Source organism: Pseudoalteromonas sp. Of11M-6, from assembly GCF_022347905.1.
In the GTDB taxonomy this organism is placed as follows: Bacteria; Pseudomonadota; Gammaproteobacteria; order Enterobacterales; family Alteromonadaceae; genus Pseudoalteromonas.
Genome location: NZ_JAKRFW010000013.1, coordinates 58,524 through 84,731, shown reverse-complemented (window position 1 = coordinate 84,731; position 26,208 = coordinate 58,524). Strand labels below are relative to the sequence as shown.

Sequence of the window (26,208 nt, the reverse complement as noted above, 5' to 3'; positions counted from 1 at the left end):
AATCGCAATCCTTAATGGCAGTTAGCCATTAATTTGAAATGAAATCTTATTTTGAACACCCGCAACTTCAACCGGTTCACCGTTTACTACGCGAGGTTTGTATTTAAATTTCAATGCCGCATCAAGCGCTGCTTGGTCAAAGATTGATTCCGGTTCGGCGCTAACTACAACAGGGTTTCTCACAGTGCCTTGTTTAGTTACAATGAACTCAACAATCACATACCCCTCAATTCCGCGTGATAACGCACGTCTTGGATATACCGGCGCAACTTTAACGATTGGCAGATATTCACCATCACTGGACTCAAGTGCTAAACCACTCGCCAAATCTACGTCAGCGTCCACATTGGCACTAAAATCAAAGTTGCCGCCTGTTGCGTCAAGATTGTTGTTCTGGGTTTGTGGTGCATCCATTGGTGGAGGCGGCTCTTTAGGTGTTGGTGGCTTTTGTGGCTTACGCTCTTTTTTCTCCACCGTCTCTTCTTTTTTAAGACGGACGAAATCTAGTACTTGTCCTTTTACAGGATCTGTCATTGCTCCTTCCCCTCCTTGGATAAGCGCTTGCATACCCAAGAAAAGGAAAAAGGTAACTATGCCTGCAATTACTAAAGCAATTAAGTAACGCATGGTATGTTCCTATGACTCCTGTGCTGCAATCGAAACATCAAATGCGCCAGCTGCGCGTGATGCATCCATTACTTTAATTAGCGTGTCAGTAGTTGCCTTTTTATCAGCCTGAATAACCACACTACCCTGCGGATTCTCCGCTTTAAGACGCTCAATGTTTGCTTGAACTGCACGGATGTCTACTTGGCGTTTGTTAATCCAAATTTCACCAGTATCTGAAATTGCAACCAGGATATTGGCTCTTTGCTTTTTCACTGCGGTGGCCGCTTCTGGGCGGTTAACATCAATACCCGCTTCTTTAACGAAAGAGGCCGTTACAATAAAGAAGATAAGCATGATAAATACAACGTCCAGCATTGGCGTCATGTTGATTTCTTCTGCTTCTTCTTCTTGGAATACTTTTGCAAGTGGTGCTCTCATAATTCTTTCCTCACACGACCGATTAATGGTCTAGTAGCATTTTATCTTCTAACAACTCAACTTCACGCTTGGCTTTACGCTGAAGGTAGGTCGATGCAAATACACCCGAAAGCGCGCCAACCATGCCTGCCATTGTTGGGATAGTTGCTTTTGATACCCCAGATGCCATAGAGCGTGCACTGCCTGATCCGGTGATCGCCATTACATCAAATACTTCAATCATGCCAGTTACCGTGCCTAGGAGTCCTAGTAACGGACACAGTGCCACCATGACATTGATATATGGTAAGTTGGCGTTGAGTTTGATCCCCACGCGAGAGATAGTTGCTTGCCTTATCTGCTCTGCGTTCCAACTGTTACGCTCATTTCGAGAGTTCCAGGCTTGTAGGACTTCGTTTTTGTAGCCTCTGTATTTACCGAACACAAACATGAAGCGCTCGAGAATAAGTAGCCACATGGCGAAGGTTACGAAGCCGATGACCAGGAGAACCTGGCCACCTGTATCAAGGAATTCACGTAAAGCGTTAATTGCATCAAGCAATAAAACCACGATTACGCTCCTTTCTCGCTACGCTCAGCAATGATCCCCGCGCTCTGCTCTTGAAGAATAAGCAGCAAGTTACGAGAACGTGTGTTTAGTAGTGTGTAAAGGAATACGGTTGGGATAGCGACAACCAGACCAAGTACGGTGGTTACGAGGGCCTGAGAAATACCACCAGCCATGAGTTTAGGGTCGCCCGTACCAAACAAGGTAATTGCTTGGAAGGTGTTGATCATACCGGTCACTGTACCGAGTAGACCAAGTAGAGGTGCTACGACTGAAATAATTTTGATTAAAGTCAGGTTACGAGTGATCTTTGGCATCTCACGAAGGATTGCTTCGCTTAGTTTGAGCTCTAGCGTGTCATAAGCCACATCTGGGTATTGCTCTTTCACTTTCATCACACGACCTAGCGGGTTGTCGTCACGGGCAACACTATCTTTAAGCTGACGGTTGATTTTAGAACCCATCAACATGAGTGATACAAAACGCTCAATTGCAATAAGTAGTGCCAGTAAACCAACACCTAGGATCACATAACCTACTGCGCCACCTTGGTGTACTTGTTCTTCGGTATTTGGCGCTTGTACTAGTAGACCGAGAATTGAGCCGCCTGTTGGGTCAAGGGCAAAATCGACAGAACCGGTCTTCGCATTTTGTAATTCACCCGCTGTTGAGGTGAAACGAGACGCTGGCTGACGAGTCAGTTCAGAAAGCGTTTGTGTATCATTGTTGTAAGTCAGGTATTTACCATCAGCGATTAAGTTAAACGCACCGACGCGAAGCACTTCTTTGTTTTGCTTGGCACCACCGGCTACGATAACTTCGGTATTAAAGCGTGACACTTTACCTTGTTCCGTCATTTCACGTTGCATCTCAAACCAGACTTTTTCAATGTCTTCGATTGATGCTAGACGCGATGTTGAGCCCATCTTTTTCGCAAGCTCAGTCATGTAATCATCACGACCTTTAATTTCAGCTGATACAACTGACGTTGCGAACTTATTTGAACTATCGCCAGCTACTTGTTGAAGCACACCGAATAGCTCTTTTAATGTACCCATACGCTTGCTAAGCGTGTCACTTAGGTTGGCCAGTTTAATTTCATTTTCTTCGAAATTAGTTTCTAGACGTTCAGATTTAGCCAACGCTTGGTTACGTTCACCCGTTAACGCATTCAACATTTGGATTTGGTTGTTTTGCTGCGCTTTGAACTCGGCTTCACGTTGTTTGTTTTGCGCTGTTTGTGCGGTTTGCCCTTGTTCTAAGGTTTTAAGTAGTGAATCTAAATCTAATGCTTGTTCAGCATGCGCAGATGCGGTTAACGCAAGTGTTGTTGCGAAAATAGCGTGTTTAGTGAACTTTTGTACGAATTTCATAGTGGTCTCACCTATTACTCTGCAGCCTGAACTGGAAGCGTTAACATGTCAGGTGCTAACTGCTTACGTGCGATGCGAATGCCTTTATTGATTTGGCTGATGTTGGTATCTGGTAATGCGTCAAAAGCATTACTGTCTTTGTTCCAAAAACCAGCTTGGCTGCCATCTTTTGTGACATAAAGCAGCTCAAGACGACCAATTCGTAGGAAATCTACTTCACGTTCTTGTCCATTCACGTCAAGTAATGAGGTGTAAGCTTCGATAGTACGTCCGTAGTCCACTTCAACTTGGTAAGCTTCAAGTACGCGGCGGAACTTTTCGCTTGATGAAATATCAGCACGGTCCATCAAGTTAGTTAACTGAGTAATACGCTCAGCACGCTCTTTAGGAAGGAAAGGCACGTCTAATTCAACGAACTGTTTCAGGCCTGTGATCATGCGCATCATGAGAGGTGTGATTTGACGCTCGATCACCGAAACCTGATCCATAGAGGTGTTAATGGCTGCCATTTCTTCAAGTTGGTTTTTGATTTGTTTTTCTAATTGAGCGTTGTAAACAGATAGGCCGTCGATTTCTTTGTTCAACGTCTTGAACTTTTGCAAACGAGACTGCATATCGTCTGCAATACCATCGATTTTCCCTTGAGACTTTAATGCAGATTCATTGATAGCTGCACTTTTGTCCATCGCTTGATTTAATTCTGTTGCTCCGGCAGAGGCCGTTGCTAGCATACCTGCTATAAGCAAGTGGTTAACGCACTTCATCGCATACACCTTATAAATTATTGCTAGTTGCTAAAAAACTGGGTGCAGTCTAATTACGAAAAATGACAACCATGTTGCGCAACTAATACACAAATGTGACAGCTGTCATTGAAATTACATTAATCAATTAACTTATTGTTTTTAAGGAAATTTTGTTGGTTAATGAGATGTTGCAGGTGTTTTGTGTCATAAAAGGATCACAAAAAAGCCGCTTTTGTTAAGCGGCTTTTAAGCTCTAGTGAGATGGCGTTAGACTCTAAACTTGAGCACCATTTGTTCTAATTCGTCGAACTGTAGTTTCAATGACTTACACTCTTCAAGGGTTGCGGTTAGGTTATTGCTGCCTTGCAGGCTGAGGTCACTAATATGATGAATGTCGCTATCTAATGTTTGGATAACGGTGTTTTGCTGGTGGGTGGCGCTGGCAACTGCATGGTTAACGCCGTCTATGGCATCAATCGAATTGCTCACTTCTTGCATTTTAGTACCTGAAGCATTGGCTCTATCGGCGCTTCTTGCTGAGTCTTCTAAACTCGCTTTCATTACGGCCACAGCTGAAGCAGAACCTTGTTGTAGTTGTGCAATAGTGCTTTCGATTTCTTGCGTTGACTCTTGCGTGCGCTGTGCTAATTGCCTTACTTCATCGGCAACGACGGCGAATCCACGTCCGGCCTCACCTGCCCTAGCCGCTTCAATGGCAGCATTTAACGCCAGTAAATTGGTCTGCTCGCTAACTCCTTTGATCACTTCAAGCACTTGCCCTATGCTGCCTGAGAGTTTATCCAATCCATCCAGCGTGTCTTGTGCCTGAGACATTTTTTGTGTCAGTGAAGCGATTTCTTCGATATTTTGAGTGAGTGAATGTTGGCTTTCAACAGAAAGCTTGTTGGCGTTACTGGCAAGTTCTGAAGCATGGGTTGCATTGTTTGAGATCTCTTGTGCACTTGAAGAAAGCTCGTTGATCGCTGTCGCGACGCTATCGGTGCGCTTTGACTGATCTGTATACATAGATAAGGTATCTTGCGTTTGCGCAACCAAACTATTCACGACGTTTTCAAGTGTTACTGTAGTATTTTTTACCTGCGTAATAGAAGCATGAATTTTATCGATAAATTGGTTGAAATAATCGGATAACTCGCCAAATTCATCTTGATTTTCTACGATTAACCTACGAGTAAGGTCACCTTCACCTTGGGCGATGTCTTTGATGGCTGCATTGAGATTGTACATCGGGCGCATCAGATACTTGAGCAATAGTTGTAGCATCACCACAATCGCAATCACGCCAAGTAGCATATAGATAGCCGCCATATTTCTAAAAGAAGATACGGACGAATAGGCGATTTCTTTATTAATGACAACGCCAAGATACCAATCGACATTTTTAATGCCTTTCATTTTTACAAATGAAACGAGCTTTTCTGTGCCATCAATTTCAAGCTCTGTGAAATCCCGACTTAATGACAGGCGTTTACCAAACAGCTCTGACATCGGCTTGTCATTCAGTTTAGTATCTGGATGACTGAGTATTTTACCGCTTTCATCAAGTAAGAAACCGTAACCAAACCCTAAGAAGTCAATTTCATTGATAATTTCTGTGATGGTTGACATGTCGATGTCCCCCCCTGCCACACCTGCGAAACGGCCTCCTTGTTTTACAGGTACAACGGCTGAGATAGTGAATTCGTTGGTGGTAACGTCGATATAAGGTGCGGTAAATGCGGTATCTTGTTTTTGCTCAGCGAGCTTGTACCAAGGGCGGCTAGTCGCATCAAAATCAGCAGGAAGTTGGATACTTGGATCGTCCAACACAAATGTTCCATCTGGCGTGCCAATAAAAACGTTTTTGAAATCCCCCGCAGTGTCTGCGGTTTTTAACCGTCTTCTTATCTGTTCAGTGGAGTCATCAGCTCTATGTCCATCAGCAATCGAGACCACGATTTCAAGTCTGTCATTGAGCCAATTGGCGATATTCTGTGAAACCGAGCTTGAAATCTCTTGTAAAACCAAGGTAAGTCGAGCTTGAGTTTGGTCTCGCATAACAAGAAAGTTGTTTACGGTAAATAAGCCGAGCACAATCACTAACACAAGGGAGGCTGCTACGGTTACTTTGGTGGTGAACTTTAGCGCTTTAAACATCATGATCCTGTTGAACTTGTTCTTTTCTTCAGCCAAACAATACACTTGTTGGCCGATTATTATTAATAGATTTAGGAATTGGATTCCTTTGTAACTATTTTTATCAAAAACTCAAAGGTTTGTCTTTGATTATCGGCAGGAAATGAGAGAGGTTTAGAGTGAATGTTAAATAAAGGTGAGACTTCGCTCACCTTGCGTTACAGTAACGACGCTTGATAATGTCGCCAAGCAGTATCTAATTTAACACCTGCTGATTGCTCAAAGTATTGCCAGTCCCACTTTATGTCGTCATGTGGGTCCAATTGAGCATTGATCTCCTGAAGTAGGTCTCGGTTACTTTGCTTCGATAACCAATCGATAAAGAATGCTGTATTTTTATAGCCGTCTTTATAGTTGCCACCAGGCTTTTGGGTATCATCAGGAATATACCCAGCTTTTAGTCTAACAACATCTGCTATTCCCTCAATGATTGGCCCTATTTCCTTGTAGTTATGATCATCAAGCTGATAAGCATGGGCAATTTCATGATAGAGAATACCGATAAGTTCGTCGACTGATTCTGTTTCACTGTGCGATGTAGAAAAGTTTTCCATGTAGTTTGCGCTGATATGGATTGTTGCGCCGTTAAAATCGCCCTCTTTATATGCAACCCCTTTTAGGTCTTCAAAGACGATATGGAGGGTTGGTAGCTTAGGCGCGCTAGTCATATCTTTATAAAGTAATCTAGCCACGTTATAACTTATCTGCTCTATTACTTTGTTATCAATTTCTTGCCATGCGAAATGGTTAATTTTAGTCGTTTTGCTGAGCGAGACGGCTGGTAGAGGAAATTGACGCCATGCTAAGTCTGACTGAAACGCGATCGGTTTTAATCGCGCTGCGGCATTATCGATGTCATTTGCAAGTGCGAACGGCGCACTTGCAAATGTGGTCATAGCCGCAAGAAATATTCCTGCTTTAACCATTACTTATACTCCGACAATGAAGGCGGTCTCTGCGTCTTGGATTGACCCCATGCTTTATTCGGCTTGCTAGACATTTGATACTCCAATGTACCGCCATTCATGATGTCGTTATGTGTGATGTAGCTGCGCTTAAGCGGTTTACCATTTAATTTAATGGACTTGATATATTTGTTTTTGTCACTGAAACCTTTCGCAACGGTTCTAAATGCTTTGCCGTTTGCAAGTTTCAAGGTAACTTCTGGCACCTGAGGCGCACCAATCGCGTAGCTTAGGTCGCCTGGCGCAACAGGATAAAAGCCCATCGCTGAAAATATATACCAAGCAGACATCTGACCTACATCGTCATTTCCTGCAAGGCCATCCGGTTTGTCTGAGCTCAAGGTATCCATGATCTGACGAATACGCTCTTGGGTTCTCCACGGTTTACCCGCGTAGTTATATAGATAGGCAATATGATGGCTAGGCTCATTACCATGGGCATAGTTACCAATCAGGCCTGCAATATCTTCGTGCTCTTTGATCATCTCTTCAGAAAGGTGGGTATCAAACAGTGCATCTAGACGCGCTTCAAATACATCATCACCACCTATTAATTCAATCAGGCCAGCTACATCATGCGGTACATAGAAGCTATATTGCTTCGCGTTACCTTCGGTGTATGGGCCCATGTATTTTGCTTCAAAAGGGTCAAATTCGGGATCCCAGTTTCCTTTTGAATCTAACCCTTGCATGTAACCGGTTTCTTTATTGAACACATTTTTATAGCTCATCGCACGTTGGTAATAGTCTTTCGCTTTACTGGTATTGCCCATCGCTTCATACATTCTTGCGATGGCAAAATCATCGTAAGCATATTCAAGAGTGATAGAAATAGACTCAGGAAGTACGTCCATTGGTACATAGCCAAATTTCTTGTATTCAGGGATGGCATCGTACACTGGGTTGTTAGCCGTGTTTTCAATTGCTTCTACTGCTAAATCAATATCGTAATTTCTGATCCCTTTTAGATATGCATCAGCAATGACTGAAACCGCATGATAACCAATCATGGTCCATGTCTCGTGGGCATGGAACGACCAAATAGGTAACATTTTTTCATAGCTTTGCTGATAATGTACCAGCATAGATTGGATCATGCCGGATACGCGGTCTGGGTCGATATAAGTGAGCAATGGATGTAATGCACGATAGGTATCCCACAACGAGAATAAGGTATAGTGCTCAAAACCTTTGCCGTCATGAATTTCACCGTCAACGCCTCGATACTGTCCATTGACATCTTGGTAGATATTAGGCGCTTGTAGCGCATGGTAGAGCGCAGTGTAGAACTGACGTTTTTGCGCTTTGGTGCCTTCCACGTCGACTTTATCTAAATAATTTGCCCACTGAGACTTGGCATTTTCGCGAACGTTATCAAAATCCCAACTTGGTACTTCAGTTTTAAGATTCTCTAATGCATTTTTGCGGCTAACTGCAGAAAGTCCGACTTTCACCAACAGTGGCGTTTCGTCTAAATTATCAAAGCTTGCAACAAACTTAACGGCTTTACCTGCTGTCATTTTTACTGCGGTATTCTCAATCGTAGAGTGTTTGCTGTCTTTTCCTAAGCAATTCATACAACGATAACGGTTGTTGTCTAGATTATAAAACTGATAGTCAGCGATAGGTTTTGAGAACTCGATGGCAAAATACATTTGGCGGTTACGCGCCCAGCCATTAGTTGCGCGGTAAGCAACCAATGTGGTGTCGTTTATTTTGCGGATGTCGCTCCAAATCACTTTATTCTCAAAGTTATAGATTGCTGAGGTCAAATCAAGCAATACATGACCTTGTTTTGCTTTGTTGAAGCTGTATTTATGCATACCCACTCGCGTGGTTGCAGTGACTTCGGCTTTCACACCATAGTCGAGTAAGTCAACACCGTAATAGCCAGGTTCAGACCATTCTTGGTCGTGAGAAAAGCGCGAGCGATATCCTATGTCAGGATTTTCAGCGGTACCAGCATCGAGTTTTACTTCGCCTGTCATTGGCATGATCAGCAAGTCGCCAAGATCTGAGTGACCAGTACCAGAGAAATGCGTGTGGGAGAAACCAACAATAGTATGGTCGTCATAGTGATAACCAGCGCAGCGCTTGTAGATTTCTGGTTGAGGGGAAACACCGCGCATAGGGTTATCTGTATCTGGGCTTAATTGCACCATACCAAATGGCACGACTGCGCCTGGGAAGGTGTGGCCATCACCGCCAGTACCAATGAAGGTATCGACCCACTGTGTATTTGATTCAGTGGCGTGAACTGTTGCGCTTAACAACACACTTTGTGTGATTGCCAACGCCCAAGTTTTAGCTCGCATTACTCTCTCCTAGTTTTTGTTTTGAATTGGAGCGTTCCAATTTTGTTTTATAATACCCTTTATGAATACGTATTCAATACTCTGCGACGAAAAAATTATGCAATAAAAAAGGCGAGCTATGCTCGCCTTGTAAATTTTCGTTAACTTAATTCAGTTTTGCTTGCCACTTTTGCGACAGCTTAACCGCGTTTAATCCGTACCATGCGATGTAGACATAACAAAGCAATGGCACAATAAAGCTGATCTGAATATGGAATTTATCCGCAACCACACCTTGAATGAGCGGCACAATAGCACCACCGACAATGGCTAAACACAGCCAGCCAGAACCTTTACTAGTTAGTGAGCTCAAGCCTTCAATTGCCATTGAGAAGATTGTCGGAAACATAATGGAGTTAAACAAGCCAATCGCGAGTACGGCAATCATCGCAATGTTGCCACTGGTACTCATGGTCAATGCCAGTAATAAAATAATAACGACAGCGTTGAAAGCCACTGCTTTTGAAGGTGCAATGGTCTTTAAGGCAGCAGAGCCGATAAAGCGCCCTACCATAGCACCACCCCAGTAGTACCCGATAAGTTTTGCTGCAGCGTGCTCTTCAAGTCCTGCGATTTCAGGTTCTGCAAAGTAATTTACAAGGAAACTGCCAATCGCAACTTCTGCACCGACATAGCAGAAAATAGCTACTACACCCATTACTAAGTGTGGGGCTTCAATTAGGTTATGGTGTTTCGCTTTACAATCGACGGCTTCAGTATGCTCAGCAATAATGGGTAACTTTAAAAACGCGAATACAACGGCGATTGTTAGTAGCGCAGCTGCCAAAATAAGATAAGGTACCTTTACCCCCTCTGCGCTTGCCGCAGCTTCCACGGTTAGCGTACCGGCTGAACCAAACAATAAAAAGCCACCCACGATAGGACCAATAGTGGTACCCAGTGAATTAAGCGCTTGCGCAAGGTTTAAACGACTTGACGCAGTGCGAGGATGCCCGAGTGCTGCTACATAAGGATTCGCTGATACTTGCAAAACAGTGATGCCAGATGCAAGCACAAAAAGCGCTGAGAGAAAAATCCAATATTCGTGAACAACAACGGCGGGATAAAACATGATGCAGCCAATGGATGCCACGATTAAGCCCGTTAGTACGCCATTTTTATAGCCAAAGCGTTTAACTAAATACCCAGCAGGTAAAGAAATAATAAAGTAGGCACTAAAAAAGCAAAACTGGATCAGCATTGCTTCGGTGTAGTTAAGGTCAAATACGCCTTTTAGACGTGGGATGAGGACATCGTTTAACACGGTTATAAATCCCCAAAGGAAAAAAAGCGTTGTCATTGCAATAAGCGGAAGTCGATAATTATTATTCTCGGTATTCCCGCTTGTGACGAAGGTTTGATTTGTATTTATTTCGCTCACAAGTGATACTCCAATCTGTTTTCACCTTGATTCTACACACTGTTACATGAAAATCACAAATGTTTTGTTGGATCGTTCCATGTATTATCTGCTAAAGTAACGGAAATGTTCAGCAGTAGGTTAAAAGTTAGATGAATTTTAGAACAACGCAATTTTTAGAAGCACACATTAAAAAGACGCTCAGCTTTTACGCACCAAATTGCGTGGATGAACGTGGTGGCTTTAATCACTTCTTCAAGGATAATGGCGAGATTTATGATGCGAACACGCGTCACTTAGTATCAAGTACCCGTTTTGTCTTTAACTATGCTATGGCTTATGACTATTTTAAAGAGCCAGCTGACTTAGATAAGGTTAAGCATGGTATCGAATATTTAGAAACTGTCCATAGGCAGGAAAATGGCGGCTATGCGTGGTTGCTTGAAGGCGAAAATGTTGTAGATGGCACTAACCATTGTTACGGGCTCGCCTTTGTTTTATTGGCTCATGCCTGTGCGTTGAAGGTTGGGTTATCAGACAGCAAGTCTGCAATTGAGCGAGTATGGCAGCTGTTAGAAGAGAAATACTTTGAGCCTGATTTTGGACTCTATAAAGACGAATTCGATGCAGACTTTAATCAGGCAGATAAGTACCGTGGTCAAAATGCCAATATGCATACCTGCGAAGCGCTAATAGCTTGCTTTGAAGCAACGCAGGAGGAAAAGTTTTTACAGCGTGCATATATGCTTGCCGACAATATGGTAAATCGTCAAGCCGCTAAGGCAGAAGGGCTGATTTGGGAGCACTATGATAGTCAATGGCAAGTCGACCTTGAGTATAACAAAGGCGATCCCAAACACTTATTCAGGCCTTGGGGATTTCAGCCCGGTCATCAAACTGAGTGGTCAAAATTATTATTGTTGATTAACCGCTACATGCCAAAGTCATGGCTTGTGGAAAAAGCCGCGCACTTGTTTGATGAGTCATTAAAAGCTGCTTGGGATAGTGAATTTGGCGGAATTTGCTACGGCTTTGCGCCGGATAAGTCGATTTGTGATGATGACAAGTACTTTTGGGTTCAGGCTGAGTCATTCGCTGCGGCTGCGCTACTAGCACTTGAAACCGGTGATGAAAAATATTGGCAGTGGTACGACAGAATTTGGCAATATGCTTGGGATAACTTCGTCGACCATGAATACGGTGCTTGGTATCGTATTTTGAATAACAAGAACGAAAAGTACAGCGATGAAAAAAGCCCGGCGGGCAAGACCGATTATCACACTATGGGCGCGTGTTACGAAGTCCTGCGTTCAATGAAGTTAAAAGGCGAATAACATGGCACTTGTTTGTTTTGGTGAGGCGTTGATTGATTTTTTATCGGATGGCAAAACACCAGAATCATTTACTAAATATGCAGGCGGCGCGCCTGCAAACGTGGCAGTAGCTGCGGCAAAGCAAGGCGTTGATGCGTATTTTTGCGGCATGTTAGGCAATGACATGTTCGGCCAGTTTTTAGCTGAAGAGCTACAGGCAAATGGCGTAAATACCCGTTACCTTGAGTATACAGATAAAGCCAAAACGGCATTGGCATTTGTCTCTTTAGATAAACAAGGTGAAAGAAGCTTTAGTTTTTATCGGCCACCAGCGGCGGATTTGTTGTTCAGGCAAACCCATTTTTCTGAGGATATGTTTACAGAGCATTCTGTATTACATATATGCAGTAACAGTCTTACTGAAGAGAATATCTATAAAACCACGGTTTATGCGCTTGAGCGTGCACGAGCAAACAACATGCTTGTTAGTTTTGATATGAACCTGAGGTTGAACCTATGGAGTTCGACAGCGCATATTCTTGACAGAATTTGGCATTGTATCGCACTAAGTGATGTCGTTAAACTCTCACGCGAAGAATTGGAATACCTGAACGCGAATAGTCATGCGGGTAAAACCGAAGCGCAAACCATAGCCGCAATTATGGATAAGCAAACTCAATTGTTATTAATAACCGACGGCGCAAACCCCGTTGAGATTTATCTACAAAATGATAGTGCTAAAGTTGCTGCGCCAAATGTTGTCGCGGTGGATACCACGGCTGCGGGAGATGCGTTTGTAGGGGGGTTACTTGCTGAGATCATTCGAAAGTTTAAACCTACCCGAGATACTGAGTTTGCCATCACACTAAATGAAGCAAAAGGCTTAGTCGCATATGCTGCAAAATGTGGTGCGTTCGCCGTTCAACACTACGGTGCATTTGCCGCTTTGCCGTCTAAAGGTGATATTGGCGAATAGTAGTCTTTTTTCTAGGATAGATGCATGCTCTACCGCAAAACATTTATCCTAGTCCCTGTTTTTTACTCGCAGTCTTTGTGGGGCCACTCTACTATATGCGCTTCAAAATCAGATTCTAAATCTACTTCCAGTTCTGAGGTTGCCTTACCAAAAATACTGATCCCCGCATCTATCATGGCTTGTTTGGAACCATTATTTCTAAGAGGATGCCAGCTTGCCAGTCCCCTGCCCTCATGAAGTCGTCGATAACTACAACTGTTTGGCATAAAAAAGATATCTTTGAGGTTTTCTTTGGTTAGCTGTACGCAAGACGGAACTAGAACTTGCCTTTCGCTGTAGCGGCTACAACCACAGCTATTTTTATCGTTATATTGGCAAACAACATCAGTGTAGAGTAACTCTTCACCTTCGCGTAAAAAGTCGGTGCTTTCAAATGATTCACCTTCCTCATCGCTGTCGATAAAAGAGTGTAAACAGCATTTGCCACAGCCATCACAAATCGCTTCCCACTCATCTCCAGTCATTTCTTCGAGTGTTTTTTCTTGCCAAAAGCTCATTACTTTGCCCCTTCATTACGCTTTTTTGCATCATATTTGATTTGTGATGTTGGAATCGATCACATCAAACAAGCGGCGCATTCTATAGGATAGTTGAACGTAATTCAAAATTGGCGAACTATTTATGGCTGACTATGATTAAAGTACTATTTTTATTTCATAATCTTTGGCGAGAGCGCTATTTGTCTGCGATTATGGAACGTAGCGAGGGTGGTTGATTGAGGCAAAGGTACGTCTTTTTATTGTTTGTACTCCTGTTGTCTCTGTGTAGTCAAGTGGTAGCTGCTGGCAAAGAGACGTTGCAACTAGAGTACGTGGCTTCAAATGCTAAAATTGTCGACGTCATAAATAACTCAAGTATCCATTGGCAAACTACCGATGATAAAGTGTTGAACTTAGGTTATTCCAACCTAAGTTACTGGGTACGTACGTCGTTAAATATTGACGAAAAAGAAGGGCCTTATTTACTTGAGATTGCCTATCCGGTGCTGGATCAACTTGATGTTTACATGCTACAAGAAGGCAATATATTTGTTCATCAGCAATTAGGAGATAAACAACCTTTCGTTGACCGCCCTTTTGCGCATGAACATTTTATTATACCACTCCCAAACGGCACGCATGGTAAGGTAGCACTATACATTAAAGTACGCTCATCCAGTGCGCTGCAACTTCCCGTGGTACTTTGGACAAACCATGACTTTTTGATAAACGACCAAGTTTTTCGTATCGTGATGGGGATCTACTTTGGTTTGATGGGGATAATGGCAGCTTATAATGTGCTCCTCTATTTTACCATTCGCGAATCCACATTATTTTACTATGTTTTATACGTTATTTGTTTAGCGCTATTTTCTGCTTGTTTGTCAGGTTTTGCCTTTCGATATCTTTGGCCAAATAGTCTTTGGTGGAACGATCAAGCAATCTTGTTCTTTCTTATCAGTTCGGTGTTAACCGGCACTTACTTTGTTATGACATTGCTCGAGATTGGTATTTCGGACAAGTGGCTTTATCTAGGTTGTCGCTTAATTTTGGGATTAGGGCTGGTACTCTTTTTTTCTTCTGTGTTTTTTGACTATGCAGTGATGATAAAACTTACCATAGCGTATGCTGTATCAGCTTGTATCTGGGGCGTATTCTGCCGTATTTTACGTTTGGCTGGGAAAAGCCGCTTAGCGACATACTATTCGATTGCTTGGAGCTCAGTGCTCATTGGCGGGATCATTCTTGCGCTAAATAAATTAGATTTAATCAGCCAAACTTGGTTTACCGAAAATGCGCTATTAATAGGTACTGCCATTGAGGTGGCCTGTTTATCGATAGCAATAGGTGAAAAACTCAATACCGAGAAAAACAAGCGCTTTCAAGCGCAATTAACGGCATTCAATGAAATCCAAAAAGTAAACTCTCAATTAGAGAAGACTGTCGCCATCCGAACTCAAGCGCTACAGGAAGCTAACGATAGACTGGAGCTTGCGAGTCGCACCGATGCGCTTACTGGTGTTGCCAATAGGCGAGCGCTAGACGAAGCCTTGCATAGTGAATGCTTAAGAGCAAAACGCTTTGGACACGCTCTTAGTGTTATTATGATCGATATCGACTTTTTTAAGCAGGTTAACGATACTTATGGTCACGAAGCGGGGGATGATTGTCTGATTCACATCGGACGTATACTTTCCAATTGTGCTACGAGAGCGGGAGACTTTGTCGCCAGGTATGGCGGCGAAGAGTTTTGTATTGTACTTGCACAAACAGATGGCTCGCAGGCTTTTGACCTTGCAGAGAAGATCAGAATGACATGTGAGGCTAGCCCATTGATAAGCGAAAGCTATTGTATAGAGATGACATTAAGTGCAGGATTACATACTCAAACTAAGCCACCTTACATCGGTAAAGAATTGCTCGCCTCGGCAGACCAGGCGCTTTATTTTGCTAAGCGTAATGGTCGTAATCAAGTGGCAATTTCAGGAGAGTTGTAAAGTTGGAATTTGGCTGTAAATGAATTAGTGTATTAAGCAAGTCACCATAGAAAAGGATATAAGATGAAGACACTTCACAGAATCGCTATTTTATTGGTTCTCCTCATTGGTGCAATAGCTGCTTATAGCTATAGCAGCCAAACTGGGATGTTTATTTTTGTGATATTGGGCGTGGCACTTGAAATTGCATTTTGGCTTAAGCTAATACCGCGACGAAATAATAAAACGTGAGCGCGAAGACATACTGTTGTATATCAGCTAAAAGCAGGCACTTTAGTTAACGGAAGCTTGATCTCCATGTTCAACCCGCCTAATAGGCTATTAAAGGATTCAATTTGTCCACTGTGAGCTTCTACCACTTTTTTGCACATCGCAAGGCCCATACCCTTGGATTTTCCCGAATTGGTTCTTGCTGATTGTGATTTGTAAAGCGGGTCAAATAGCTGTTGGTGCGCCTCATAGGATAGCGGAGTGCCAGAGTCTTCAATGCGAATGATTAGATTGCTGTCGACGCTAAAGAAGCTCATCTTTACTTGGACCTTATCTCCACCATGTTTAATCGCATTACCTAAGATCTCGAGAACGCAGTTAGTTATCGCGTCTAGGTCGATGGTTATCTTTTCTGTACCAGATATTTGATAGTTAACCTCTAATTGCTCCTTATTATCCTTAAATAAGCCCGCGGCCTGAGTATGTACTTGATTTACCAGCTTGCAGATCGTGAAGTCTCTTAGATTAAGCATAGTTGCTAACTTTTCATTGTCAGTGACTAGCATCAATTGATTAATAAAGTGATTTAGCTCGTCAATTTTATCCATGAGCTTGCCGTAGCTCTCCTGAACATTCTCAACGATATTGTATTGTAGAGATTCAACCTGTACCTTCATAACGGTAAGTGGTGTACGCAGCTCATGAGAGAGATCGGTAAATAAACGTTGTTCTTTCTTTTCTAACGCCTGCTGATTTTGACGGTTGAACTGCTTTTCTGTTTGTACTGTATTCGAGAGTGCATTCACCTGAGTTTGTAGCGTTGATAGCAGATTATTTTGGGCTGACTTATTTTGTTGCGCAAGTGCCAGCGTAAATAACATGACCTCAATTAAGTAGCCAAATTTAATCGCGCTTGATATATGATGAACGTTGATAAAACCCGCATACATTGTCCCACCGATAGCAATGAAATTTACAAAAATGACATGGTTTAGCAGGCTGAGGGAAAAAGTTACAGAACCAGGAGCACTCTGTTTCAAAGACCAATAGCTGGTATAAAGAAATAGCGGGATGATACTCAAGCTTAATACTAGATTGTAGTGAACCGATTTTGAATAGATTGCCACTGGGATAAGTAGTAGGTAAGCCGCTAAAAATCCATTATATAAAAGATGTAAGGTTTCGTTTCGATGCTTTAATTGCAGAAATTGTTTGACGAAAAGAAGGTGAAACACTGGTACAAAAGTCATCAAACAAGCTGAAAATAAGGTGGCAAATTTGCCTTGTGAAGGCCAAAAATATTGAAATGTGAACCCTGACATATCCAACACAATAAGCAAAAACAATAGCGTCCAAAGACAATAGTAAGCGTTGGTCGCATTGGCATTAAAGTAGAAGTTAACCAATACAATAACAAACACGGCTGCTATGATCCCGCTTAGTGCAGCATTGGTAACCGTACTGGTAAGAACATTACTGTTTAGCTCATTATCATTTATTAACCTAAGGTCAGCGGGGGCATTCGCAAAAGTCTGATAGCGGACAATAAGACTTGCCCCTGCTAAGTGTTCTTTTGATATTGGTAGATATAATTGCGGTGCTTCTACTTCCCTAATATTAAACGCGGTATTCAGGGTGTGCTGCGTTAAAAATGAGACCTCGCCGTTGTTAATCAAAGCAACACTTAGCCAAGGCAATCTGGCAAAGCCAAATGCGATGTAATTTCTGTCCTCGGATATAAGCATATTTGGGGTGATCAACGCCCACTGATAAGGCTCATTCTTTAGCCCAGGCACTTGGCTTGAAAGTACCTCAACAATAGATTGGCTGTCGCGCTCATCTATGCCGAGCACTGAAGATAATTGCGCAGCATCGACTTCCTCAAAGTGGATTGTTAATGGTTCACTTACTCTATGCTCGGCACTAGGCGTAAAGTCAACTGCACCAGCCGCCATAGAAAAAAGCATAAAAATTAACGAGAAAAGTCTTAACATAGTGATATAAGGCACAATAATTATAGCTAAATCCTACTTTTAAATAGTGAAGCAAATGTGGATCAAATTTGGAGAAGTAAACAAATGTAAATGCAATCACATAACTAATAATCAGTAAAAACAGCATATTACTACTATTAGTTACCACTGTTTCAAAAAATGCGATGAGAAAATGAGCATACGTGTCGAGTTACATAAAACTGAAATATAACTGTAACAATTGGGTGGTTAAATGCGCGGCTGAAATAAAAGTGTAATGAATGAACATTACTTACTCTAAGAGCGAAACTATGGTTAATCAATCTCAGACTTCAGCATCAGCTAAACTTTTTAACTGGCTGTCAATCGTATTACTTGTTTACTTAGTCTTAGTCGCAGTTGGCACTGTGAGTGGCGGTTTTAAGTTGGCCTCAGGTGGAAGTGAAGGGGCGAAGGAAATCTTCGCATTCGCAACCAATCCAATCGTCGCCCTACTCTTAGGGGCTTTGGCAACTGCATTGGTGCAGTCCTCATCAACGGTGACTTCTGTTATTGTTGGCCTCGTTGCTGGTGGATTACCTATTAGTATCGCAATTCCTATGGTAATGGGCGCAAATATTGGTACTACTATTACCAACACGCTTGTTTCTATCGGCCACATTCGTAGTAAAGAAGAGTTTAGAAGAGCGTTTGCCGCATCCACCGTACATGACTTCTTTAATTTATTAGCCGTTGCTATTTTCCTGCCTTTGGAAATCATGTTTGGCATGTTAGAGAAACTTGCGTCAGGACTTGCCCATGTATTTGTTGGTGATGCTGACTTATCGTTAAAAAGTTACAACTTTATCAAACCACTAGTGAAACCAGCGGTTAGCGTGGTAAAAGATGGTGTTAGCTTTTTAGATTCTACAGCTGCAGGTATTGCCATGGTTGTTATCGGTATCATGATGATCCTGTTCGCTGTGACTTACTTAGGTAAATTACTCAAAAAGGCGTTAGTAGGTAAAGCGAAAGAATTATTACACAGTGCGATAGGCAGAGGCCCTGTTGTAGGTATAAGCTCAGGCGCGGTGGTTACGGTGATGGTACAATCGTCGTCGACAACAACAAGCTTGATGATCCCACTTGCTGGCAGCGGCGTATTTACCACTCGTCAGATATATCCGTTCACTCTAGGTGCAAATATCGGCACTACAATTACCGCTTTGTTAGCGGCAACATCTATCACTGGTCCTGCAGCAGAAGTCGCATTAACGATTGCACTTGTACATGTAATGTTTAACGTTTTTGCGGTAGCACTTATTTACGGTTTACCACTACTGAGAGAAATCCCGCTTCGTCTAGCTGAGAAGTTAGCGGAGATTGGTGCGCAGAATAAACCAGCAGCTTTGGCTTACGTATTAGGTTCATTCTTTGTGTTTCCGGGAATCATTATGCTCGCAGTACGATAAATAAAACGAACAAAGAATGCATTTGAAGCTCGGTATTGCCGAGCTTTGACTTTTTTAGCCTTTGGTTGATAAGTCATAATTCTGTAATCTAGCTTTGAGACAATTAACATTGTCTTGTAAATAACGAAAGAAAGTAATGAGTAGCAAACCAGGTATTTTTAGTTTTAATGCAGCACAGATCACAAGTTCTATGAGGGGACAGTACCGTGCTGTTCAACCCTATGAGAAACTTAGTCTGCAACCAGGTGAGCAAGGACTTTCTTTAGTGATAGAGTTGCCAATGGATGCGCGTATTGATGACCGAGTTAACGTTGTACTAACAAAGCACGGCGAGCGAAATGCGAAGTGCGAGGTCTCTTTGGTGGTTGATCCAGAGTCTTATCTCACTAAAATTGCCGAAATTAAAGTAAAGCAATCGCTTGATGCTGGTCCTTATTTTATGCAATTGAACTTGGTAGGACTCCACGACTACCTAAAAAACGCGGCTGAGTTTGATATCATTTTGAATGAGCGAATTATCGTAAGCGAACCAGCATCTGAAGCGGTTACAACTCAGACTACTGGCTTCAAACGTATTTTTAACTCGGCGGTCAGCGCTGTATTATCCGTTTTTTAGCGACTATGTTGGTAATGAAATCTTACCCATAGAAAAAGGCAGCGCATCGCTACCACCTGATACGGTTTCATTCGCAAGTAGCGCAAATAAAGCGGCCTCTTTGGCATCAGGGTTGATACCCAGTTGTGAGAAATCCTTGATTAAAACACGGTTATTCAAATGGCTTTCAATTCGCGCCATTAAAAACACATTATGAATTCCACCTCCGCTAACATATAGCTCTAATTCAGTTGTACCAAGCTCGTTCACCGCATTTGCGACAGTGATAGCTGTGAATTCGGTCAGTGTCGTGATGATATCTTCATGATTATAATCTTTTCCATCCAACGCATGATGCACGAAGGCTTGATTAAATAACTCTTGTCCAGTTGATTTTGGAAGTGGCTTATCAAAGAATTGGTGTGACAGTAATGCTTCGAGAAAAGGCAATTGAATTTTTCCACTTGACGCAATCTCACCATTCTCATCAAACGGCAGCCCTAATACGTGGCGACAATATTGGTCTACTAATGTGTTTCCTGGACCGATGTCACTACTCATACTCTGCGCTAGTGCACAATTTTTTGGTAAATAAGTAAGGTTTGAAATACCGCCAATATTGAGCAAAACCCTATCGATACTTGTGTCCGAATATAACAAATAGTCACCATATTGCACGAGAGGGGCTCCCTCATATCCTTTGGCGATATGCTTTTGTCTAAAGTCTGAGATGGTGATGATGTTCGTTTTTGCCGCAATAATATCGCCGTCAACGATCTGCAATGTGCTATTTAATTTTTCAACGTCTGCAAAGGCTTGTTTTGGACAATGGTAAAGTGTTTGTCCATGACTCGCTATTAAATCAACAGTGTCGGCTGCGACTTGCCATTCTTTCAAAGCATTATTGATTAGACTTGCGTACAACTCGCCGAGCCACGCATTTAATTGACATAACGTCTTAAGGCTTACCTGTGATTTAGACGCATGATCACTGAGAAGCTGCTTTTGCGAAGAGTCGTATTCTATCGTGGTAAATTGTTCGACTGTTAGCTGTGTTCTTTTCCCGGCACCTTCAATTTTACATAACGCAATATCTAATCCATCCAATGAGGTACCGCTCATAAGTCCGAGTATATATTTGGTCTTTTTTTCCGCGATCGTGGCGAGTTTAATAATATCTGTTTTCATTTATAATGCGCGCTCCATGATCAATGCTTTTGCCTGTTCATACTTTACGCCGGACAAGCTGCCAAATCCTTCAAGTTGTCTGAATTTATATTTAGTAAAATAGGGGCAATTTAAGCCTAGTAAAAACAACGTTTTGAGGTGAGTAGAAAAATTTACGCCGCGTTGCGATGCAAACTGCGAAGCGTCTCTTAAAATATTTCGTGTTGTTTCAATATCTAATTCCCGGCTCTCTTGTGCATTGACGATCAAATGCTTACCGCTGCAGACCCCGCAGTGACCGCATTGTTCTGGTGCGTGCATATCGCCGAAGTAGCTGGCAAGCGCTTTGTGATAGCATGAAGTTAGCTGGAAAAATTTGAGTAAATGTCTTAGCCGTGCAAGTTCGCCTTGCTCTTTAATTTGTGATTGCTGGTAGAAAGACTCAACCAGTTCATTAATGTTAACTTGTTGGATAGGCTTTGAATAAACCGACGTATATTTAGCGACTTTTACGTCAATCAGTTGTTGGTTTTGCAAATACTCAACGACTTCTTGGGCTTTAGCCTGTGGGATGTTTTGCTCGCTTAATGCTTGATGTGAAAGTAATCCCCACTTCTTTTTGAATTCAAAACACGAGAATAGCTGAGTCAAAAACAGTTGCCGCTCAGGCGAGTACTTGGCTAATATTTTATCTTTGTCTTGGGTGAATGCGATGCTTAGCTCCGCAAAATAGCTGTAGTTTACTTGTAAGTATCCTTGTAGTTCGAGCTGGACAATAAGTGTTTTTAGCACCAATTGATTAATATTGGTTTTATAGGCAAGATCGTATTCATTGAGGTGATAATCTGTAGCTGGATCACCGAAAAGTTCATTAAAAAGCAACGTTAATGACTCTCTCTCTAATGCACTGGCATAAACGAAGTTCTCTAATGTGGCAATTTTTTCATTATTAATTAAAGCGACGCAATGTGCATTCTCGCCATCCCTGCCTGCCCTACCCACTTCTTGGCTATATCCCTCTATAGATTTTGGCATATCATAATGTAGTACCCAGCGAACATCGGGTTTGTCTACACCCATACCAAATGCAATGGTAGCTACAACGATAAGATTTTCTTTCCCAAGAAAGTCAGCTTGAATTTGGGCCTTTTTCTCGCTCTGCAATGATGCATGAAAAGCTTCTGCGGGAAAGCCACAAGCAGTTATCATTTTTGCTACTTCTTCTGCTTGCTTTTGCTGCGTGACATAAACGATACCAGCGCCTTTTGCCTTTTTTAAAAAGGCGAGTAAATATTCGTCTTTTTGACATTCGCTAATATGCGCCGCACTTAAGAATAGATTCTTCCTGTAAAAGCCCGTTCTAATGATATTTTGATCGGATACATCGAATTTACCCGCCATATCGCGTGCAACTTTATTTGTTGCTGTCGCGGTGAGTAATAGCACTTGGTTGATACCAAGTTCATGGCGATATTTGGCCACTTTTAGGTAATCTGGCCTGAAATTATGTCCCCACTCAGAAATACAATGCGCCTCATCAATGACAAGAAAAGAGATATTGCTTTGTGATAACAAGGTACGTGCTTTTTGGCTATTAAGCCGCTCGACTGATATAAAGAGAACTTTAAGGGCATTGTCTCGCACCGCATTTTCTATGCGCAACGTTTCCTCTTTGCTTTGAGTACTGTCAAGACAAGCAGTCGCAACCCCTTTACTTTGTAAGTAATCTCGTTGCTCGTGCATTAGTGCCAATAGTGGTGAAACGACTAAGCACATCCCTTGCTTCAATATTGCTGGTAACTGATAACACAACGACTTGCCTGCACCAGTTGCAAAAATAGCGATTGCACTTTGACCTTGCAGTATAGATTCAATGACTTCCGATTGCCCCGGGCGAAGTGTCGTATGTCCAAATGTACTTTGTAGTGTTTGAAAGAGTTGCTGCTGTTGAGTCATCCTGAATCTTTTCTATATTTTTCTGAGATATTCGCTATTGTGCCATTTAAATTGGTGATTGCTTCATTGACGCGCTCAATGTCACTACGCTTAAATGCATGACGTCCAAGCATAAAATGTATAGCGTTATCGTTAACTACATAAGGGTGTAGCTGAATGCTTTGATAGCCTAGCTTGTTGATATAGTAGTAGCCTGCGTCTTCATCTTCAATCAGAAAATCGACGCGGTTTTTAGCCACCATTTCTATTCGTCTGTCTAAGCTCGCGATTTCAAACAGCCGCTTGTCGTACCAATCGATTTTTTTTATTTGTTTCACTTCCTCACCGTAATAGGCGCCGGGATTAGCCGTGAATGTATAACCTGCAGAAAACAACTCGATTAAGTTGCTATCGAGATCTATTTCCTTGTTAGCAAACAAGCGCATTTTTTCACGCCGATATGGCGAAGAGAAGTAAGCTATTTTTGCTCTATCGACGCTAAAACTTGCCGATGGCAATACATCAATTAAGCCCTTCTCAAGCTCGGTGATCCCACGTGCCGATGAAGGAAGTTGAATGAACTCGATACAAAACCCTGCTCGTTCAAAAACTGCTCTAGTGATATCTACATCTATGCCATAAGGACGAGTGCCATACATAACAAAAGGCGGCCAGCTAGAGCCAATGCCGATTTTTAGCGATGATTGATCCGCGCAATCGGAAGCGTAGCTTTTTGGAAAAACTAAAACGAATAATAAAACGGATAGACGAATAAGCACTGCCAGAACTTATGACTCTTTTATGAAGTTCATTATGTCATTATGAAAGACCAAGCAGAAAAAGAAAGAAGAAATTGGTGATAAAAGTCAGATAATGGGTAACTTTATGTTTATGTGAATAAAAAATGAGCTTGACTGGCAAGCTCATTAATTGGGGATGGTTAGATTAGTTAGTTACTGCCTTCCATACATCTGCGGTTCCTGGTTCTTCACCTTGAGTCCACCATTTTGCTTCAAAGACATTACCGTTATGAATTACTCGGTCACCACCGACATATACTGTTGAGCGATCCCAAGTGGGGTATTGGGCGCCACCGTCTTTAATCGTAACATTAAATGTAGTATCAACAGCGTTCACCCCGTCTGATACGGTAACAGTTACTGGGACGGTTGTGTCGGCAGTGACATTTGCTGCGGTAATAGTTGCTGAGCTACCATTTGCTACTACGCTTAGCTCGGCTGGTGCACTCCAGCTATAGCTAAGCGCTGCGCCTTCAGGGTCAGTTGCTGACACATTGACTGTAGCCGAGGCGCCTTCGTTAACCGAAATATCTGAAACCGGTGTAACGACAGGCGCTGCATTTGCACCTTCTGGGTTTACAACAACAACGATTGTTTTGGTTGTTGATAACGCGCCGTCATCGACCGTTACAGTCAAGTCGTAACTTGTCTGTTGACTGACTGAAGGAGCAGTTACAGCCACAGCTGCAGTGTTGTTAGCAGATAAAGCCAAACCAGGCGCAGCAACCCATGAATAGGTTAATGGATCATTGTCTAAATCGCTTGCTTGCGCATCGACATTCACAAGCTGACCTGAGGTCACATTGATTGGTCCAGAAACTCCGATAGAAGGGGCACGATTAGGGATCTCACCTGCTGTAAGGCCATCATACATTGCATTTAGAATGTCGCCATTATCAGCGTCAATTTCCCAACCAAATAAACCAGCCAGTTGATGAGTGTTTGCATACTGACCTTTTGCGATAACGCTGCGTGGGCTATCGTAAGTGATGAGTTTACCGTTACTTCTGTTCCAAACATATGCTGCTTGTGCTTGCTCATCGTAGCCTACTTCATAACCATTAACACCTGAACCACCTTGGCCTACAGCGTTTGCTGCAATAGCCTTGTAATCCATAATGCCAGGCTCCCAAACGCCTTCACTTGTAGAGCCAGTCAACGGGCCATTGCCCGGCGCCGTCATCGGATTACCTGGGATTGTGGCATTTGCATCTAGCACTCCTTCCCAGCCGCGGCCGTACATTGCAACGCCCATAACGAGCTTAGAGGGCTGCACACCTTGTTGAAGTAACAATTGAATTGCATGGTCGCCAGTATATGCAGGGCCTTTGCGTGGCACTCCATTGTCGTCAACGCCTGTACCGTTACATTCATCAGTGCTGAGATGAGAACCACAGTAGATACCGGTTTGATGACCCGTTTCATTGTTCCAAGCGCCATAGAAGTCATAGGTCATCGCAAAGATATAATCCATATACTGCTGGGCAGCTTGGTAATCTACATCTTCAATCTTGTCATAACCTGCACCTATTGCAGAAGTGAGTTCATATTGACGTCCGGTTTCAGCTTCTAACTCATCTAGCATTGCACGCAGCTCTTGCATTAGCGCCACATAGGCTGGACCGTCGTTAATTGGATCGCCTAAATCTGGGTTTGGACCATCACCACCCGGGAATTCCCAGTCGATATCTACACCGTCATAAAACTTCCACGTTTTAAGGAATTGTTTTACAGATGCGACGAAAGTGTCGCGGTTTGCTTTGTTTGTAAAGCCATGGAATGGATCTGATAGCGTCCAACCACCTACTGAAGGCAGAATTTTAAGGTCCGGATAACGTTGCTTTAGCGCCATTAATTGAGAATAAACACCGCGAATAGGATCTTTTGCATCCACCCCTGGCATAGATTTTTGCACTGCAGCCCAAGGGTCGTGAATGACGACTTCATAATCTTGAGAGTCAGCACATGCAGTTTGAAGCGCTCTCCAACTATTACCATTTTCGATGGATTTTAGCGACTCGTTAGGTCCGCAAATCGGAATAAAGCCATATAAAATGTGCGATAGGTTATGAGCTGGGATCTTAGTTACGTCGTAATTACGGCCATAAATGCCCCATTCAACGAAATAAGCACCGGTTACACGGCCTGGTATTGTACCGTTATTACGGTTGTTCGGATCTACATTCATAGGAAGTGGCGCTAGATGTGCACCGTCAGTGTCGGCAATGACGATTTCTTTCCCTGCGCTTCTTGCACATACGGTACCTTCACACAGTTCTAAATAAAGCTGATGGCGACCCGATTTAGTGTAGGGGAATTGTACTACTCCGCTTTTAGTACCAGCTGCAAGCGTACCTTGGTTTACGAGTAGATCATCAAAATATACTTTATAGTTATCACCGCCAGAGCCACTCCAAGCATTCCATTTGATGCTAATATCGACAACATCTTTGGCTTTTACCAGTTGTTTGTATGAGCCAAGCCCATCGACGTTAACTTCTACGAACGAATACTGTTGTGGCTGCCAATCTAATGTTGGTGTAGAAGGGGCTGCAAGTGCCCCGCCACTCAGTAAGGCAAGTCCTATATAGCTGGTTATTTTATTAAGTTTCATATCTTCAACCTTATTGTAGTTACATGTTGTACCCAATTAATTTGGGTTTT

Annotated in this window: 20 protein-coding genes; 5 read left to right on the top strand and 15 right to left on the bottom strand. The window is 42.6% G+C overall.

Features of this window, described 5'->3' with window-relative positions; translation table 11 throughout:
• Window positions 1-21: 21 nt before the first annotated feature.
• The 9 genes from MHN32_RS08925 to MHN32_RS08885 all read right to left on the bottom strand — a co-directional run bounded on the left by MHN32_RS08925 (window position 22) and on the right by MHN32_RS08885 (window position 10,609).
• Window positions 22-627, bottom strand: a complete 606-nt coding sequence (locus MHN32_RS08925) for an energy transducer TonB (RefSeq protein WP_010605501.1) — start codon at window positions 625-627, stop codon at window positions 22-24.
• 9 nt (window positions 628-636) lie between these two features.
• Window positions 637-1,047: a biopolymer transporter ExbD gene (locus tag MHN32_RS08920; protein ID WP_010378708.1), complete on the bottom strand. Its 411-nt coding sequence runs from the start codon at window positions 1,045-1,047 to the stop codon at window positions 637-639.
• 22 nt (window positions 1,048-1,069) lie between these two features.
• Complete coding sequence (locus tag MHN32_RS08915) at window positions 1,070-1,597, bottom strand: MotA/TolQ/ExbB proton channel family protein (protein WP_010378705.1); 528 nt, start codon at window positions 1,595-1,597, stop codon at window positions 1,070-1,072.
• A 2-nt stretch (window positions 1,598-1,599) separates the two neighbouring features.
• The gene (locus MHN32_RS08910; protein WP_010605502.1) at window positions 1,600-2,967 is read right to left on the bottom strand and encodes a MotA/TolQ/ExbB proton channel family protein; all 1,368 of its coding nucleotides are present in this window, start codon (window positions 2,965-2,967) and stop codon (window positions 1,600-1,602) included.
• Between the two features lie 14 nt (window positions 2,968-2,981).
• A complete protein-coding gene (locus MHN32_RS08905) occupies window positions 2,982-3,731 on the bottom strand; it encodes a DUF3450 domain-containing protein (RefSeq protein WP_010378702.1) in 750 nt (249 codons plus the stop codon).
• A 249-nt stretch (window positions 3,732-3,980) separates the two neighbouring features.
• Entirely contained in the window at window positions 3,981-5,870 is a 1,890-nt protein-coding gene (locus tag MHN32_RS08900; protein WP_239421600.1) for a methyl-accepting chemotaxis protein, read from the bottom strand.
• 197 nt (window positions 5,871-6,067) lie between these two features.
• Complete coding sequence (locus MHN32_RS08895; RefSeq protein ID WP_102058118.1) at window positions 6,068-6,835, bottom strand: basic secretory protein-like protein; 768 nt, start codon at window positions 6,833-6,835, stop codon at window positions 6,068-6,070.
• Window positions 6,835-9,189, bottom strand: a complete 2,355-nt coding sequence (locus tag MHN32_RS08890) for a GH92 family glycosyl hydrolase (RefSeq protein WP_239421542.1) — start codon at window positions 9,187-9,189, stop codon at window positions 6,835-6,837. The genes MHN32_RS08895 and MHN32_RS08890 overlap by 1 nt, the downstream gene beginning before the upstream one ends.
• A gap of 145 nt (window positions 9,190-9,334) precedes the next feature.
• Window positions 9,335-10,609, bottom strand: a complete 1,275-nt coding sequence (locus MHN32_RS08885; protein ID WP_239421541.1) for a sugar MFS transporter — start codon at window positions 10,607-10,609, stop codon at window positions 9,335-9,337.
• A 131-nt stretch (window positions 10,610-10,740) separates the two neighbouring features.
• On the opposite strand from MHN32_RS08885, the gene MHN32_RS08880 reads away from it, so the two are divergent.
• A complete protein-coding gene (locus MHN32_RS08880) occupies window positions 10,741-11,922 on the top strand; it encodes an AGE family epimerase/isomerase (protein ID WP_239421540.1) in 1,182 nt (393 codons plus the stop codon).
• Window position 11,923: 1 nt separating this feature from the next.
• The gene (locus MHN32_RS08875; RefSeq protein WP_239421539.1) at window positions 11,924-12,877 is read left to right on the top strand and encodes a carbohydrate kinase; all 954 of its coding nucleotides are present in this window, start codon (window positions 11,924-11,926) and stop codon (window positions 12,875-12,877) included.
• Between the two features lie 62 nt (window positions 12,878-12,939).
• On the opposite strand, the gene MHN32_RS08870 is transcribed toward MHN32_RS08875, so the two are convergent.
• On the bottom strand, window positions 12,940-13,434 hold the full coding sequence (locus MHN32_RS08870) for a YcgN family cysteine cluster protein (RefSeq protein ID WP_239421538.1): 495 nt from the start codon (window positions 13,432-13,434) through the stop codon (window positions 12,940-12,942).
• A gap of 242 nt (window positions 13,435-13,676) precedes the next feature.
• Here MHN32_RS08870 and MHN32_RS08865 point away from each other — a divergent pair, with 242 nt between their 5' ends.
• Window positions 13,677-15,413 (top strand): diguanylate cyclase, encoded by a 1,737-nt coding sequence (locus MHN32_RS08865; protein WP_239421537.1) that lies wholly within the window; start codon window positions 13,677-13,679, stop codon window positions 15,411-15,413.
• A gap of 254 nt (window positions 15,414-15,667) precedes the next feature.
• On the opposite strand, the gene MHN32_RS08860 is transcribed toward MHN32_RS08865, so the two are convergent.
• Window positions 15,668-17,578, bottom strand: coding sequence for a sensor histidine kinase (locus MHN32_RS08860; protein WP_239421536.1), 1,911 nt, complete (start codon window positions 17,576-17,578; stop codon window positions 15,668-15,670).
• A 329-nt stretch (window positions 17,579-17,907) separates the two neighbouring features.
• Between MHN32_RS08860 and MHN32_RS08855 the strand changes: the two genes are divergently transcribed.
• Window positions 17,908-19,047 carry a Na/Pi symporter gene (locus tag MHN32_RS08855; RefSeq protein ID WP_102058125.1) on the top strand — a complete coding sequence of 380 codons (1,140 nt, stop codon included), beginning with the start codon at window positions 17,908-17,910 and terminating at the stop codon, window positions 19,045-19,047.
• Window positions 19,048-19,183: 136 nt separating this feature from the next.
• The gene (locus tag MHN32_RS08850; RefSeq protein WP_239421535.1) at window positions 19,184-19,663 is read left to right on the top strand and encodes a hypothetical protein; all 480 of its coding nucleotides are present in this window, start codon (window positions 19,184-19,186) and stop codon (window positions 19,661-19,663) included.
• 3 nt (window positions 19,664-19,666) lie between these two features.
• Here the strand turns inward: MHN32_RS08850 and MHN32_RS08845 are convergent, their stop codons facing one another.
• From MHN32_RS08845 to MHN32_RS08830, 4 genes are all read right to left on the bottom strand, one after another.
• Complete coding sequence (locus MHN32_RS08845; protein ID WP_239421534.1) at window positions 19,667-20,830, bottom strand: anhydro-N-acetylmuramic acid kinase; 1,164 nt, start codon at window positions 20,828-20,830, stop codon at window positions 19,667-19,669.
• Entirely contained in the window at window positions 20,831-22,765 is a 1,935-nt protein-coding gene (locus tag MHN32_RS08840; RefSeq protein ID WP_239421533.1) for a RecQ family ATP-dependent DNA helicase, read from the bottom strand.
• On the bottom strand, window positions 22,762-23,523 hold the full coding sequence (locus MHN32_RS08835) for a transporter substrate-binding domain-containing protein (RefSeq protein WP_010605518.1): 762 nt from the start codon (window positions 23,521-23,523) through the stop codon (window positions 22,762-22,764). The genes MHN32_RS08840 and MHN32_RS08835 overlap by 4 nt, the downstream gene beginning before the upstream one ends.
• A 166-nt stretch (window positions 23,524-23,689) precedes the next feature.
• Window positions 23,690-26,158 (bottom strand): glycosyl hydrolase family 18 protein, encoded by a 2,469-nt coding sequence (locus MHN32_RS08830; RefSeq protein WP_239421532.1) that lies wholly within the window; start codon window positions 26,156-26,158, stop codon window positions 23,690-23,692.
• Window positions 26,159-26,208 lie beyond the last annotated feature (50 nt).